Genomic DNA, 15,498 nt, shown 5'->3' with positions numbered 1-15,498 from the left:
GGTAAGACTGAGGGGACAGTCCCGCGTGGGAGCATATAGCTGATGGTAGATATATCTTTGAAAAAGAATGAGCGGCAGCCTTGGCCTAGCGATCCTCATGAGGAGGGGAAAGGCCATGCCCCAGCGAAGCTTCTTTTAATAGAGGATGACGATAGCCTCGCAGAAGAGATTGTAGAGGATTTACGCGGGCGTGGTTATGTCGTGAAACGCGCGTCTACAGGCCCAGAAGGCTTAGAGATGGCCCGAACAGGCGAGCATGACCTTTTGGTGATGGACCGTATGTTACCGGGGCTTGATGGGTTGAGTGTCTTAGAGACGCTGCGTGAGCAGGGGATGACAATGCCTGTCTTAGTCCTCTCGGCGTTATCGGCGGTAGATGATCGTATTAGCGGGCTTAAAGCGGGCGGTGATGATTATCTGACGAAGCCTTTTGTAATGGAGGAATTAGCCGCACGGCTAGAGGCCCTATTGAGGCGGCCTATTTATGGGCGGACGTCTATGTTGAAGTTAGGGCCGTTGGAGATGGACCTGTTAGAGCGGCGTGTCCGGCGCGAGGGCCGGGAGATTGAGTTATTGCCGCGTGAGTTCCGCTTGCTGGAATATATGATGCGCCGGCCTAATACTGTCCTTACCCGGACAATGTTGCTTGAGGATGTGTGGAATTACCGCTTCGTCCCACGGACAAATTTGGTGGATGTGCATATCGGTAAATTGCGCCGTAAGGTGGATAAAGAGGGGGATGAGCCTTTAATCCAAAGCATTCGTGGGGCGGGGTTCTGTTTGCGTGTCCCGGAGTGACCTTTTCCGCACCGCAGCGTTCCGGCTGACCTTAGGGCTTGTTGGCATCATCGTGCTGGGCATGTTGTTGGAGCTAGGCCTTCTTTATGGGCAGATTAGCACTTATGAGAAGCTCCGCACCGATGATTTGCTCCGCCGCTCCGCCTCTGTTTTGATGCAGGAAGCTCCGGGTGATTTGGAAATCCGTCTAAAGGAGCGCAGCACAAGCGAGCTACGCGTTTTTCTTAATGCCGCAGCGTTGTTTGATAAAAATCGTCATCCCATCGTAGGAGATATGAAGGCATGGCCTGTTGGCCTTAAGTTTGGCCCGACCATGCAGAAGCTCTCCTTTGTGCTGCCAGACCATAGCGTTACAGTCATGCGTTTTTTGGTGGTGGAAGTTCCGGGGATGCAGCCGGGGCGGACGCGGCTTTTAGTGCTAGGTCGCTCCCGTCATATGATTAACGAGCTATGGCAGGTTGCGCAGCGTTCAGCATTATTTGCGATGGTGCCGGTGGTGCTGTTCGCGTTGTTAGCGGGGATGGTCCTTAGTCGCAGGGCCTTGGGACGCATTACCAAAATGCACTCCTCTATTGAGCAAATTATGAAAGGCCAAATGCGTGAGCGTTTACCTGTTGGGCGCGGGCATGACGAGCTAGACCGCCTTGCAGGCTCGGTAAACCGTATGTTGGATAGGCTAGAGCAGCTTATGGGGGAGATGCGCGATGTGGGTAACGATATTGCTCATGACCTCCGCACCCCTCTAGCACGCGTGCAAGCGCGCTTAGATCGCGTTAATGCTGTGGCGCAGAGTTTGGACCCTTCCATAGAGGATAAAGAGCGTTTTGAGCGTGCGATGGGGTTATGCCAGCGCGATTTGGAGCAATGTTTCTCCATCATTACGGCGTTATTGCGTATTGGTGAGATTGAGACAGGCCAGCGGCGGGTGGGTTTTCAGCAGATGGATATTATGCCCTTGATGATGGATATGGCCGATTTATATGAGCCTATAGCGGAGATGCAGGGTTTATCCCTCTCCGTGGTCCCGCATGAAGGGCCGGTCCCTCTTTGGGGGGATGCGGATTTATTGAATGAAGTCTTAGCAAACTTACTGGATAATGCACTAAAGTTTACAGCCGCGGGAGGCAGCGTCACCTTACGGGCGGGCTGTAATGAACTTGCAGAAGCGTGGTTTGAAGTACGCGATACAGGTGTCGGTATTGCTATAGAGGAGCGCAATGCGGTGATGGGCCGTTTTTACCGTGCAGATAAAAGCCGTCATATCCCGGGGAGTGGCCTTGGTCTCAGCTTAGTAGCGGCGATTGTTCGTCTGCATGAAGCCCGCCTTGTGATTGAAGAAAATAATGAGGTGGGCGTGATGAGTGGCACTGTCTTCCGCCTCATCTTCCCTGCCATTACGGCAGAGGATAAAGCTGCTTAATGGAGAGGAGGGTATGAGGGGGGAAGGAAAATAAATTGTAACGGAATTGTGTTATTTAAAAATCTTTTCAGATGAAAAGGATTTCCTCTTTCATTCCTCCCGTTATAATCTCCTCCCATGAGATAAAAGCGGCCTAGTTGCGCGCAGTGGAGAGATATAGTGCCCCGTGTGATGAAAAAAGAGACATATGCTTTTTTTACAATATTATGGGGCGGAGTGCAGCGCGTGATGCAAGGGGGGCGCGCATGTAAGGTAGGTGCGTTAGCTGTATGAATGCGATTGTTCTAACAGCGTTACGGCGGCCTTACACTTTTGTGGTGATGTCCATCATCATCGTCATTTTTGGTGTAAAAGCGATTTTGGGAACACCGACTGATGTATTCCCAAATATTAAGATACCTACTGTTGCCGTTGTTTGGTCTTATACTGGCTTAATGCCGGAGGAAGTCTCAGGCCGTATCGTTTATTATTACGAGCGCGCTTTAACAGCGACCGTGAATAACATTGAGCATATAGAGAGTAACTCTTATTACGGGCGCGGTATTGTAAAGATATTCTTCCAACCTGGGACGGATGCTGCTGTTGCGCAGACGCAGATTACCTCTGTATCGCAGACTGTGATTAAGCAGCTCCCCACCGGGGCAACGCCGCCTTTGGTTTTGGCATTAGATGCGTCCTCTGTCCCCGTGCTGACTTTACAGGTCAATAACCCGAATATGTCGGCTTCGGAGGTCTATAATATGGCCTCCAACCTCATCAGGCCGGAGCTTGTCTCAGTCGCTGGGACGGCCATCCCTAACCCTTATGGCGGTGTGGCAGCGGATATCATGGTGGATATCGATCCCGTGAAATTGCTGGCTCATCGGCTCTCCCCGGTAGATGTCGCCAGCGCGTTGAATCGCCAGAATATTGTTCTCCCGGCTGGGGATCAGAAGATTGGGCCGATGGATTTCATGGTGCGGACTAATTCTGCCCCCATGGATATTGAAGCCTTTAATAAGATGCCGATTAAGCAGGTGGGTAACTCGGTCATCTATATGCGTGATGTCGCTTGGGTGCATAAAGGTGGCCCTCCGCAGACAAATGCCGTGCTTGTCCGGGGTAAGCAGGCGGTGATGATCGTCATCCTTAAAAGCGGAAATGCCTCGACCTTAGAGGTCGTTAATGGCGTGAAGAAGCTCCTCCCAGATATTCAAAAAACCCTGCCAGAGGGGACGAGCATGAACATCCTGACGGATGCTTCTAGCTTCGTAAAGGAATCTGTGGTGGATGTGGTGCGGGAGATGGTCACGGCGGCTATCCTAACAAGCCTTACCGTACTGCTCTTTCTTGGTTCATGGCGATCGACCGTTATCGTGGCGGTGTCTATTCCCTTAGCGATGTTATCGGCACTGATTTGCCTAAGCCTCGCTGGGCAGTCCATCAATGTCATGACCTTAGGCGGTCTGGCGTTGGCTGTGGGTATTCTCGTGGATGATGCCACGGTGATGATTGAGAATATCGATGCTCATTTGCATATGGGTAAAGAGCTAGAGCAGGCTATTATTGATGCTGCGAACCAAATTGTTATTCCGACTTTTGTCTCTACAACGTGTATTTGTATTGTTTGGTTCCCTCTTTTTGGTCTGACGGGTGTGTCCGGCTGGCTCTTTATGCCTATGGCAGAGGCGATTATCTTTGCGATGATCGCGTCTTTTATTTTCTCACGAACTCTTGTGCCCACCATGGCGAATTGGCTGCTCGCCGCGCAGGTGCAGCAGCAACGTAATCCCGACCATGGCACGGGGCGGCGAGGTATTTTTGGGACGTTTCAAGAGGCGTTTGAAGCACGGTTTGAACGATTCCGCCATCTCTATCATGAGGTTCTGTTACGCGCTTTAGCGAACCGGAAGCGGTTTATCATTATTTTCCTCTCTGGGGCGTTATCGTCCTTATTATTATTGTTATTTGTCGGGCAGGATTTCTTCTCGGAGATTAAGTCCGGCACGATGCAGATGCATTTTCGCGCTCCGATTGGCACACGCATTGAGGAAAGTGCCAAGCTTAGCGGCCTTGTAGAGAAGAAAATCCGTGAGACATTGCCCGGCCAAGTTAAGTTGATTGTCAATAATTGTGGTTTGCCGATGAGCCAGATCAATCAGGCTATGGTCCCTTCACCGACAACGGGCGCGCAAGATTGTGACGTGACCATCCAATTAGCGGAATCCGAAAGCCCCGTTGCAACATACCGCAAACAGTTACGTAAGGCGTTGAGTACGGCCTTCCCCGGTATGGTCTTTACCTTCCAGCCGGGGGACTTGACGGCAAAAATCCTCAATTTTGGGCTGCCATCACCGATTGATGTACAAATTGTCGGGCGTAATTTGCAGGATAATTACGCCTTTGCAGTCCGTTTAGCCCAGCGGCTGCGGAAGATTCCGGGGGCGGTGGATGTAAGTATTCAACAGCCGATGACCCAACCAACCATGCTCATCAATGCACGGCGGAGCTTTGCGCTGGGGACGGGCGTTTCCGAAAAAGATATTGCCTATAACGTGCTGACGACCCTCTCGGGTAGTTCTCAGGTGGGGCAGACTTATTACCTCAATGCCCAAGGGACATCGCAGCTGATTGATGTGCAAGCCCCAGCGAATTATTTGCAGACGCTTAATGATCTCCAAAAGGTGCCGATTGATAAAGGCGATGGCAACCCGCAAAACCGGACCATGCAGATTATGGGGGGCTTGAGCCAGATTGTGCAGACAGGCACGCCCGCTGAGGTCTCACATTATAATATCATGCCGGTTTTTGATATTTATGTCGCGCCAGAGGGGATAGACCTTGGCAGCCTATCGAGGGCTGTAAAGCGGGAGGTAGAGGCTGTGCGGGCAGATTTGCCCCGTGGCTCTAGCATGGTAGTGCGTGGGCAAGCTGTGACGATGAACAACGCTTATATTCAGCTCATTGGTGGGTTGTTGCTCTCTATCGTGCTGGTTTATTTGATTATTGTTGTTAATTTCCAATCATGGTTGGACCCGTTTGTGATTATTATGGCCTTACCAGCTGCTTTGGGAGGCATTGCGTGGAGCTTGTTCCTTACACATACGACCCTCTCCGTCCCAGCCTTAACGGGGGCGATTATGTGTATGGGTACCGCAACAGCTAATGCAGTGCTGGTGGTCGCCTTCGCACGGGAGCGGTTGGAGGACCATGGCGATGCCATTTTAGCGGCCTCCGAGGCGGGGTTTGAGCGTATTCGCCCCGTGTTAATGACGGCTCTTGCCATGATGATTGGTATGATTCCTATGTCCGTCAGTAATTCCTCCAATGCAGCTTTAGGGAAGGCGGTGATTGGCGGGTTGCTGATGGCTACTGTGGCAACATTACTGTTTGTTCCCTGTGTGTTTGCTATGATTCATGGTGGTGCCCCGAAGGGGAAGCGGGCTGTTACGCAAGGAGAAACGGTATGACATCGACCTCACAACAGCCATCATCTCCTATGCGTGGTAAGGGGCGTGTGTGGCTTTATGGCTTGCTGGCTGTGTTAGTGGGGCTGGTGGTTATCGGCTTGCTGCAACGGGCATGGCATCATGCAGCCTTAGAGCGGGAGGCGGCTGATGAGGCCATTACCCGCGTGGTGTTAATTAAGCCACAGCCCGGCCCTGCCACGCGTGAGGTCGATTTACCAGCGAACTTAGCCGCATGGTACGAGGCCCCCATCTATGCGCAGGTCTCCGGCTATGTGAAGATGTGGTACAAAGATTACGGTGCGCATGTAAAACGGGGGGATTTGCTCGCAGAGGTCAGCACACCGAGTATTGATGCCCAATATGCAGCGGCTAAGGCACATTATGAGGTGATTAATGCCCGGTATAAATTGGCGTTGATTACCACCCAACGTTGGACGGCTTTACGCAGCACGCAGGCGGTCTCGCGCCAAGAGGTAGATGTGCAAGCCGCTAATGCAGCGGCCCAACGGGCCGAGCTGGATGCGGCAGCTCATGAGGTAGAGCGTGTCGAAGCGTTGGAGAACTTTAAGCGGATTGTTGCCCCTTTTGATGGCATTGTGACTTCGCGTTTAGTCAATGTTGGGGATTATGTTAACGCCACAGGCGGCAATATGAGCGCGCGTGGGGCTATGGCGGAGTTATTCTCCGTTGCGGATGTGCATAAAATCCGTGTTTTTGTCTCTGTCCCGCAGGATTTTGCGAGTGTCATCTCCCCTAAAATCAGTGCGGATTTAAGCGTGCCACAATATCCGGGGCGTTCCTTCAAGGCGCGCTTTTTAGCCACGGCGAATGCGTTTAATGCCGCCACACGCACGGTGACGACGGAGCTTGTGTTGGATAATCCCGATGGGTTGCTCTGGCCCAACTCCTATGCGACTGCGCATATTCATGCCCCGGGGGATACGAATATTCTCATCGTCCCGACCAATGCGCTTATTTTCCGTGCACAAGGGATGCAGGTGGCTAAGGTTGTTCATAACCACATTACTTTGCTGAATGTGCAAGCGGGGACGAATTATGGGATGACCACGCAAATCCTTTCAGGCTTATCAGCAGAAGATGAGATTGTGGCTAATCCTACTGCGGATATGTTGGATGGCGATGAGGTAAAGGTCGTGACACCAACACGAGGTTATAATGACCATAAACCTAAAGAGGCCCCAGCGGTTAAAAATGTTACATCGAATGATTTACGCCGCGTGGGGGCTATGCCGCCGCCTGATGAGAATAACACGGATGATGCTGATAAAACGGGGGGAGCGGTGCATGACAAACCGGCTGTGCCCTCACAGCAGGAGCAGCATTAATGGCGGGGCGTTTATGGGGGCGGGTGTCGTTAGTGATAGGCGGGCTTTCGTTATGTCTGACTTCGTGTGACCTTGCCCCTCATTATCATACGCCGCATTTTATTTATCCTGATGGGTGGGCTGGCAAGGGCATTATGGGGGATGCTCAGCCCGCTGATGCTATTGAGCGTGGGCAATGGTGGACGCTCTTTCATGATCCGCAATTAGATGATCTAGAAAAACGTTTGGAGGCCTATAACCCAGACCTTCAAGCCGCGGCTGAGGTTTTTACACAAGAGCGCGATATCGCACGGGAGACTGAGAGCCGCCTGTATCCGCAATTAGCCGGTGGCGCACGGATGAGCCGTAATAAGCAGTCGGAAGGGCGGCTCTTTTTACGGCGTAGCAACAATACGCCTATTTATGAGTCGAATGTAGCCTATAGCGGTGCAGCAACATGGGAGCCGGATTTTTGGGATGCTATCCGCAACCAAAGCCATATGCAAAAGAACTTGGCACAAGCTGGGGCGGCACAATATGCGTTGACGCGTTTGTCGCTTCAAGCGGAGTTAGCGTCCAATTACGTTACGTTGCGCGGGATTGATGCACAGCTTGCCGTGTATGATGATTCCATTCGTTATTTCCGCACAGCGGTGGAGATTACGCGCTTACGGCAGGGCGGGGCTATTGGGGCGGGGCTGGATGTCTCGCGTGCTGAGAACCAACTTTATGATGCAGAGGCCGCTAAGAGTGACCTCATGGCGGCACGCCAGATAGAGGAACATGCAATTGCTGTCATGGTTAATATGGTGCCAGCAAGCTTCCATATCGAGCCGATTAAAGACATTCGCATGCATTTCGGGACAATCCGTGTGCAGAGCGGTTTACCCTCTACGCTGTTGGAGCGGCGGCCTGATGTCGCGGTGAGCGAACGGCAAATGGCGGCGGCGGCACGGGCGATTGGCGTCTCGCGTGCGGCCTTTTATCCGCATATCGTCATTAGCGCGACTGGTGGGTTTGAAGATTCAGGGTTTGACCTTGCCAGCATTTCACGTGCGTTTTGGCAAATTGCGGTGCAAGCGGTGGAGCCTCTTTTTACAGGCGGTATGCGCCGTGCGGCTTTACAACGGGCATGGTCGCAATATCGGGAGCGGGTAGATGCGTATCGCGCGACTGTATTAGGTGCCTTTCAGGATGTAGAAGATGGTCTTAGTGAGACCGGGTTATACCACCAAGAGCAGCTCCAGCAGCATCAAGCTGTCGAAGCGGCTTTACGGACCCAAGCCATGACCATGGCCCTTTATACTGGCGGGTTGAGCAATTATCTGGACGCGCTGGTGGCACAGCAAGATGCGCTGAAGGCACGTTTATTAGAGGTCCAAGCGCAGATGAAGCAGGTGCAAGCGACAGTGCGGCTTATTCGCGCTCTAGGGGGTGGCTGGTCGGATAAATTATTACCCGATATTAAGAGTATCGACCCGATTGGCCCGCTGCAATATAAGGGCCTGCATCATGCTCGCCCTGCGGGGGAGGTGCCCGTGGGGGTGGCGCAGCATGGCTCGGAGATTGAGCCACCTCTTGCAGAGCGTGACTTTACAGGTGCGCCGCATGAGACAACACATCCTTGATTCCACCTTGACGAAGCAGGGGATAATAGTCTAGGGAACGCCCCTAGTCGAACGCGGGAGGTAGGGATGCTCCCTGCCGTCTTAACCGCGGTTCGGGTACTAAAGATAAGGAGTCCCGGATATGGCCAAAAAAGTTGTTGGCTACATCAAATTACAGATTCCCGCTGGTAAGGCGAATCCGTCTCCCCCAGTTGGTCCTGCGCTCGGTCAGCGCGGGTTGAACATCATGCAATTCTGTAAAGAGTTCAATGCAAAGACGCAGGGTCTTGAGCCCGGTATGCCGATCCCGGTCGTCATTACGGCTTATGCGGACCGTACCTTTACGTTCATTACCAAAACCCCGCCGAACACTTACTTCTTGCTCAAGGCCGCTAAGATCACCAAGGGTGCTCAGACAGTTGGTCGCGCGGCATCTGTTGGCTCTGTGACGACAGCTCAGCTGCGTGAGATTGCTGAGAAGAAATTCCAAGACATGAACGCAAACGACATTGATGGTGCCGTGCGTATGCTGGCTGGGTCTGCTCGTTCCATCGGTCTTGATGTGGTGGAGGGCTAAGAAATGGCTAAAAACAAACGTATTGCTGCTCTGCGCGCTAAGGTTGATAGCGAGAAGCTCTATTCCCTGAATGAGGCTGTAGCTCTGGTAAAGGGCAATGCAACCGCAAAGTTTGATGAGACGGTCGAGTTCGCGATCGGGCTGGGCGTTGACCCTCGTCATGCTGACCAGATGGTCCGCGGTTTGATCTCCCTACCGCATGGCACAGGTAAAACATTGCGCGTTGGTGTGTTTGCCCGTGGGCCGAAAGCGGAAGAGGCGCAGGCTGCTGGGGCTGAGGTTGTCGGTGCTGAGGATTTGGCCGAGAAGATTCAGGCTGGTGAGATTGAGTTCGATCGCTGCATCGCAACACCGGATATGATGGCTCTGGTCGGGCGTTTAGGTAAGATTCTTGGTCCGCGTGGTTTGATGCCGAACCCGCGCCTAGGCACCGTGACAATGGATGTAAAGGGCGCGATTGAAGCCGCTAAGTCCGGTCAGGTGGAATATCGCGCTGAGCGTGCTGGTATCGTGCATGCTGGTGTTGGTAAGGCTTCCTTCTCCGAGTCTCAGTTGGCCGAGAACGTGAAGGCCCTTGTTGATGCACTCCAGAAGGCTCGTCCTACTGGTGCAAAAGGGACTTACCTGAAAAAAGCTTCCCTTTCTTCCACAATGGGGGTAGGGGTACGCGTTGACCTTTCCAGCTTTGAAGGCTGAATGAGGTTGTAAGGAATCGCCATCCTTCGGGATGGTGCTGAGCGGTGATGAGCCGCTCTTTTCCTGTCCAAGAGCGCATGTGGGGTATCCCCTTGAAGCTAAAGTAGCGCAGGCGTGAGACGGGTAGAACGTATTTTACCTCTGGGTATGGTGCGGTCTTCTCATCATGGACAGGCGAGCGGGCTTTGTTCTGCCATTGCGTGGGGCAGGGCCTATGGGTAACCTGGTCCGAGATAATCGGACTAACGAGGAGACAGGTTTTGGACCGTACGGAAAAACGGGCCTTTGTCGAGTCCCTCAGTAAAGTGTTCGGCAGCACCTCCATGGTTGTCGTCACCCAGAATTTGGGTCTGACGGTGGCTGATGCGACAGAGCTGCGCCGGAGCATTCGTGCTGTGGGTGCGACATATAAGGTTGCGAAGAACCGGCTGGTCAGCCGGGCTCTGGATGGGACCCAGTTCGACGGTATTGCGCCGCTATTTAAAGGCCCGACGGCCATTTCTTGGTCGGATGAGCCGGTTGGCGTGGCGAAGGTACTTGTCGAGTTCGCCAAGAAGAATGACAAGCTGGTGGTGCTTGGTGGTGCCCTTGGTAACCAGACGCTGGACGTCAATGGTGTCAAGGCTCTGGCTGAGCTTCCATCTTTGGACGAGCTGCGTGCACAGCTGGTGGGTATGATCAGTACCCCAGCAACGCGCATTGCAGGCGTCACCCAAGCTCCGGCTGGGCAGCTTGCTCGCGTTCTTGGTGCCTATGCCAGAACAGGCGACACAGAAGCCGCTTAATGAACAAGGTGGCTCGCATGTGTGTGGCTGCCTAACTTACATATCTTAGAGGATATTATCATGGCCGATTTGGCAAAACTGGTTGACGAACTCTCCGCTCTCTCCGTTCTGGAGGCTGCTGAGCTTTCCAAACTTCTGGAAGAGAAATGGGGCGTTTCCGCTGCTGCTCCGGTTGCTGTTGCTGCAGCTGCTCCGGGTGCTGCTGGTGGCGAGGCTGCTGCTGACAAGACCGAGTTTGATGTTGTGCTGGCTAAGGCTGGTGACAAGAAGATCAACGTCATTAAGGAGATCCGCGGCATCACAGGTCTGGGCCTGAAGGAAGCTAAGGAGCTGGTTGAAGGCGCACCGAAGACCATTAAGGAAGGCGCAACCAAGGAAGAAGCTGAGAAGATCAAGAAGGCTCTTGAAGAGAACGGCGCATCTGTCGAGATCAAGTAAGAGTTTAATCCTGGCGGCCCCCTCTCAAGGGGTCGTTGGAGCGCGTGGGCGGGTGCTTTGTTGTGCCCGCCCCATTTGCCGTTGACAGGAAGTTTGCTTATAGTAGGCACTCCGTCACGCGTCATAGAGTAGGGGTAAGCCAGCCGTTCAAGTCGTCTGTCGTCTTTATTAAGAGGCATGGGACTAACACGGACGACTTGAAGGTCTGGTTCAGAGGCAGGATAAGATGGCGATCACAAAATCCTTCACAGGGCGTAAAAGGATCCGCAAAAGCTTCGGGCGTATTCCCGAGATTGCGCCGATGCCTAATTTGATTGACGTGCAGCGAGCTTCGTATGAAGCATTCCTGCAGATGAATGTGCGCCCCGATAGCCGCGAGGCAGCGGGCCTTCAGGAGGTTTTTCGCTCCGTTTTCCCAATTCATGATTTTGCTGGGCGTGGTCGGTTAGACTTCCAGTATTATGAGTTTGAGGAGCCGAAATATGATGTGGAAGAATGCATCCAGCGCGGGCTAACTTATGCTGCTCCGCTGAAGGTCATTCTGCGTCTAACAACATGGGATATTGATGAGGATACAGGGACACGCTCCATTCATGACCTGAAGGAGCAGCCGGTCTATATGGGCGATATGCCGCTCATGACAGATAACGGCACCTTTATCATCAACGGGACCGAGCGCGTCATTGTTTCGCAGATGCATCGTAGCCCTGGCGTGTTCTTTGACCATGATAAAGGCAAGACACATTCTTCCGGTAAATATCTCTTTGCAGCGCGTATTATCCCCTATCGTGGCTCTTGGTTGGATTTTGAGTTCGATGCGAAGGATATTATCCATGTCCGTATCGACCGTAAGCGCAAATTGCCTGTCACTACGTTGCTTTATGCCTTAGAGGGAGAAAATTACCTCAAGGCGCGTGAGGCCAAATTGGCTGAAGGTGGCGATGTTGATGCGCTAGAAGTCACGGGGATGGATGAGGATGAAATCCTCGCTAACTTCTATGGCACGGTGCCCTTCACGCGCATGGGGAGTGAGTGGGCGCGTCCGTTTGACCCAGAGGCTTTTCGTGGCATTAAGCTGCTCAGCCCGCTCGTGGATGCGGATACGGGTGAGGTCGTTGCAGATGCCGAGACAAAGCTAACAGCGCGCGTTGTTCGTAAAATTGCTGAAAAGACCCGCGTTGTGCAAGTTGGGCGGTTGGATATTCTGGGCCGCTTCATCGCTCATGACCTCGTCAATGAAAAGACGGGTGAGATCTACGCGGAAGCCGGCGAGGAGCTTACGGAAGAAAAGCTTGCCGAGCTGGAAGAGCTTGGCCTAACGGAGCTGCCCGTTCTTGCCATTGATGGTACGCATGGCCCGTGGATTCGTAATACGCTTATGGCGGATAAGAACACCACGCGTGAGGAGGCGTTGATCGATATTTATCGCATCATGCGCCCCGGCGAGCCGCCGACCCGTGAGACGGCGGAGGCTATGCTGCGTGGTTTGTTCTTCTCGCAGGATCGTTACGACCTCTCTGCTGTTGGCCGTGTGAAGATGAACATGCGGCTGGATGTGGATGCGCCTGATACGCTGCGGACGCTGCGTAAAGAGGATATCCTACGCACGGTTAAGATTCTGTGCGACTTGAAGGATGGACGTGGTCAGGTTGATGATATTGATAACCTGGGTAACCGCCGCGTTCGCTCCGTTGGGGAGCTGATGGAGAATCAATATCGCATCGGCTTGCTGCGGATGGAGCGTGCTATCCGTGAGCGGATGGGCTCTGTCGATATTGATACCGTCATGCCGCATGACCTCATCAATGCGAAACCGGCTGCGGCTGCTGTGCGTGAGTTCTTCGGTTCTTCCCAGCTTAGCCAGTTTATGGACCAAACCAACCCGCTCTCTGAGGTAACGCATAAGCGGCGTCTCTCCGCTCTTGGGCCGGGCGGGTTAACGCGTGAGCGCGCAGGCTTTGAGGTTCGTGACGTTCATCCAACGCATTATGGTCGTATCTGCCCGATTGAGACGCCAGAAGGGCCGAATATTGGTCTGATTAACTCCCTGGCGACTTACGCAAAGGTCAATAAATACGGCTTTATCGAGACGCCTTATCGTCTGGTGAAGGATGGTGTCTTCCAAGATGGTTGGAAGTATCTTTCCGCGATGGAAGAAGAGCGTCTTTTGGTGGCGCAAGCGGATGCTAAGCAGAGCAATAACCGCTTGACTGATGAGCTTGTTGCTGTGCGTCAGACGGGTGATTTCCGCCTCGTAGCCCCGGAGCAAGTCACGGCGTGTGACGTCTCACCAAAGCAGCTCGTCTCTGTTGCGGCGGCGTTGATTCCGTTCTTGGAAAATGACGATGCGAACCGTGCGCTCATGGGTTCAAACATGCAACGTCAGGCCGTGCCTCTGGTGCGCGCGGATGCGCCGCTCGTGGGTACGGGGATGGAAGGGCCTGTCGCACATGATTCTGGGGCGACCATCATCGCTAAACGTGGCGGTGTGGTGGACCAGCTCGATGGTGCGCGTATTGTTATCCGTGCCACGGATGAACAAGGCGCAACGCAAGGTGTGGATATTTACCGCTTGCGGAAATATATGCGCTCCAACCAGTCCACATGCTTGAATCAACGTCCACTAGTGCGGGTTGGGGATCAAGTTGTGGCAGGGGACATCATCGCAGATGGTCCTTCTACCGAGCTTGGGGAGCTGGCTCTGGGGCGTAACGTTCTCGTGGCCTTCGTGCCGTGGAATGGGTACAACTTCGAGGATTCGATCCTGATTTCCGAGCGTATTGCGCGTGATGACATCTTCACTTCAATTCATATTGAAGAGTTTGAGGTCATGGCCCGTGATACAAAGCTGGGGCAGGAAGAAATTACGCGTGATATTCCCAATGTTGGGGAAGAAGCCCTGCGCAACCTTGATGAAGCTGGCATTGTTTATGTTGGGGCCGAGGTTAATCCGGGCGATATCCTCATCGGTAAGGTGACACCAAAGGGTGAAAGCCCGATGACGCCGGAAGAAAAACTTCTGCGTGCCATCTTTGGTGAGAAAGCCTCCGATGTGCGCGATACGTCTCTGAAGCTTCCGCCGGGGACAAGCGGCACAGTGGTTGATGTGCGCGTCTTCTCCCGCCGCGGGGTGGATAAAGATGAGCGCGCCATGGCGATTGAGCGTTCCGAGATTGAGCGTCTCGCTAAGGACCGTGACGATGAGCGCGGGATTCAGGAGCGTAGCTTCTATAACCGTCTTAAAGAGCATCTGATTGGCCAAGAGGCTGCGGCTGGCTTTAAGGGGATTCGTGCAGGTACGCCTATCACGGCGGAGCTGCTTGCTGAGCACCCACGTACAACATGGCGTAACATTCCGGTTGCTGATGTTGCGACTATGGCGCAGCTTGAGACATTATGTCGTGAGTTTGATGATGCTGTTAAGCGCATCAATTATCGCTTCGATAATAAGGTCGAGAAGCTTCAGCGTGGTGATGAGCTGCCGCCGGGTGTGATGAAGATGGTTAAGGTCTTCATTGCGGTGAAGCGTAAGCTTCAGCCGGGTGATAAAATGGCCGGTCGTCATGGTAATAAGGGTGTGGTCTCCCGCGTTGTGCCGGTTGAGGATATGCCCTTCCTTGAGAATGGCCAGCCTGTTGACCTGCTATTGAACCCTCTTGGCGTGCCATCGCGTATGAATGTGGGGCAGATTTTGGAGACCCATCTCGGATGGGCCTGTGCCAATATCGGCCAAAGCATTGGTGCAATGGTAGATGAATATCAGCGCACGGGTGAGAAACGGCAAGAGTTGTTGGACAAGCTGAAAGATGTCTATGGGGAGGAAATCTTCAAAGAAGACATCGCCAGCATGGATAACAACCAGCTGATTGAACTTGCCAATAACCTGCGTAAGGGTGTGCCGATTGCTACCCCAGTCTTCGATGGGGCATCTATCCCTGATATTGAGGGAATGCTGAAGAAGGCTGGTGTGAGCGAGACGGGGCAGTCCCAGTTGATTGATGGGCGGACGGGTGAAGCGTTCGAGCGTCAATCCACTGTTGGTTACATCTATATGCTGAAGCTGCATCATCTTGTTGATGACAAGATTCACGCACGTTCGATTGGTCCTTACTCGCTGGTCACCCAGCAGCCGCTTGGTGGTAAGGCTCAGTTTGGTGGGCAGCGTTTCGGGGAGATGGAAGTCTGGGCATTGGAGGCTTACGGGGCGGCTTATACGCTTCAGGAAATGCTGACAGTGAAATCCGATGACGTCTCCGGCCGTACAAAGGTGTATGAGGCGATTGTTCGGGAGCAGGATGATTTTGAAGCAGGTATTCCAGAAAGCTTCAACGTCCTTGTGAAAGAACTGAAGTCGCTTGGTTTGAATGTCGAGCTTGAGCAGGGGGGGCTGTGAGGGCAGTGCT

The 15,498-nt window shown here is 53.2% G+C and carries 10 protein-coding genes; all 10 read left to right on the top strand.

The features are described from left to right. Positions 1 to 42: 42 nt before the first annotated feature. A complete protein-coding gene (locus tag GM556_RS05905; protein WP_155579549.1) occupies positions 43 to 798 on the top strand; it encodes a response regulator transcription factor in 756 nt (251 codons plus the stop codon). Beyond that, complete coding sequence (locus tag GM556_RS05900) at positions 785 to 2,218, top strand: sensor histidine kinase (protein WP_370513598.1); 1,434 nt, start codon at positions 785 to 787, stop codon at positions 2,216 to 2,218. Before GM556_RS05905 ends, GM556_RS05900 begins: the two co-directional genes overlap by 14 nt. 269 nt (positions 2,219 to 2,487) lie before the next feature. After that, positions 2,488 to 5,667, top strand: coding sequence for an efflux RND transporter permease subunit (locus GM556_RS05895; protein ID WP_155579548.1), 3,180 nt, complete (start codon positions 2,488 to 2,490; stop codon positions 5,665 to 5,667). Continuing rightward, on the top strand, positions 5,664 to 7,013 hold the full coding sequence (locus tag GM556_RS05890; RefSeq protein WP_155573641.1) for an efflux RND transporter periplasmic adaptor subunit: 1,350 nt from the start codon (positions 5,664 to 5,666) through the stop codon (positions 7,011 to 7,013). The genes GM556_RS05895 and GM556_RS05890 overlap by 4 nt, the downstream gene beginning before the upstream one ends. Beyond that, positions 7,013 to 8,620 carry an efflux transporter outer membrane subunit gene (locus GM556_RS05885; protein WP_099026842.1) on the top strand — a complete coding sequence of 536 codons (1,608 nt, stop codon included), beginning with the start codon at positions 7,013 to 7,015 and terminating at the stop codon, positions 8,618 to 8,620. Before GM556_RS05890 ends, GM556_RS05885 begins: the two co-directional genes overlap by 1 nt. Before the next feature lie 121 nt (positions 8,621 to 8,741). After that, the gene (gene rplK / locus GM556_RS05880; protein WP_099026841.1) at positions 8,742 to 9,176 is read left to right on the top strand and encodes a 50S ribosomal protein L11; all 435 of its coding nucleotides are present in this window, start codon (positions 8,742 to 8,744) and stop codon (positions 9,174 to 9,176) included. Between the two features lie 3 nt (positions 9,177 to 9,179). Continuing rightward, on the top strand, positions 9,180 to 9,872 hold the full coding sequence (rplA, locus tag GM556_RS05875; RefSeq protein ID WP_155573639.1) for a 50S ribosomal protein L1: 693 nt from the start codon (positions 9,180 to 9,182) through the stop codon (positions 9,870 to 9,872). 260 nt (positions 9,873 to 10,132) lie between these two features. Beyond that, on the top strand, positions 10,133 to 10,657 hold the full coding sequence (gene rplJ, locus GM556_RS05870; protein WP_099026839.1) for a 50S ribosomal protein L10: 525 nt from the start codon (positions 10,133 to 10,135) through the stop codon (positions 10,655 to 10,657). Between the two features lie 60 nt (positions 10,658 to 10,717). Beyond that, positions 10,718 to 11,095 carry a 50S ribosomal protein L7/L12 gene (rplL, locus tag GM556_RS05865; RefSeq protein ID WP_155573638.1) on the top strand — a complete coding sequence of 126 codons (378 nt, stop codon included), beginning with the start codon at positions 10,718 to 10,720 and terminating at the stop codon, positions 11,093 to 11,095. Between the two features lie 226 nt (positions 11,096 to 11,321). Next, positions 11,322 to 15,488, top strand: coding sequence for a DNA-directed RNA polymerase subunit beta (gene rpoB, locus GM556_RS05860; RefSeq protein WP_155579547.1), 4,167 nt, complete (start codon positions 11,322 to 11,324; stop codon positions 15,486 to 15,488). Positions 15,489 to 15,498: the final 10 nt, after the last annotated feature.

Origin of the sequence: Bombella sp. ESL0378, assembly GCF_009725845.1 — a bacterium.
Lineage (GTDB): Bacteria > Pseudomonadota > Alphaproteobacteria > Acetobacterales > Acetobacteraceae > Bombella > Bombella pollinis.
Note: the sequence above shows the minus strand (reverse complement) of the source record. Positions and strands in the feature narration are given on the sequence as shown.

Bases quoted from the DNA above. Each gene is read 5' to 3' on its own strand.
- GM556_RS05905 (WP_155579549.1), top strand. From the start codon at position 43: ATGGTAGATATATCTTTGAAAAAGAATGAGCGGCAGCCTTGGCCTAGC.
- GM556_RS05895 (WP_155579548.1), top strand. From the start codon at position 2,488: ATGAATGCGATTGTTCTAACAGCGTTACGGCGGCCTTACACTTTTGTG.
- GM556_RS05890 (WP_155573641.1), top strand. From the start codon at position 5,664: ATGACATCGACCTCACAACAGCCATCATCTCCTATGCGTGGTAAGGGG.
- GM556_RS05885 (WP_099026842.1), top strand. From the start codon at position 7,013: ATGGCGGGGCGTTTATGGGGGCGGGTGTCGTTAGTGATAGGCGGGCTT.
- rplK (WP_099026841.1), top strand. From the start codon at position 8,742: ATGGCCAAAAAAGTTGTTGGCTACATCAAATTACAGATTCCCGCTGGT.
- rplA (WP_155573639.1), top strand. From the start codon at position 9,180: ATGGCTAAAAACAAACGTATTGCTGCTCTGCGCGCTAAGGTTGATAGC.
- rplL (WP_155573638.1), top strand. From the start codon at position 10,718: ATGGCCGATTTGGCAAAACTGGTTGACGAACTCTCCGCTCTCTCCGTT.
- rpoB (WP_155579547.1), top strand. From the start codon at position 11,322: ATGGCGATCACAAAATCCTTCACAGGGCGTAAAAGGATCCGCAAAAGC.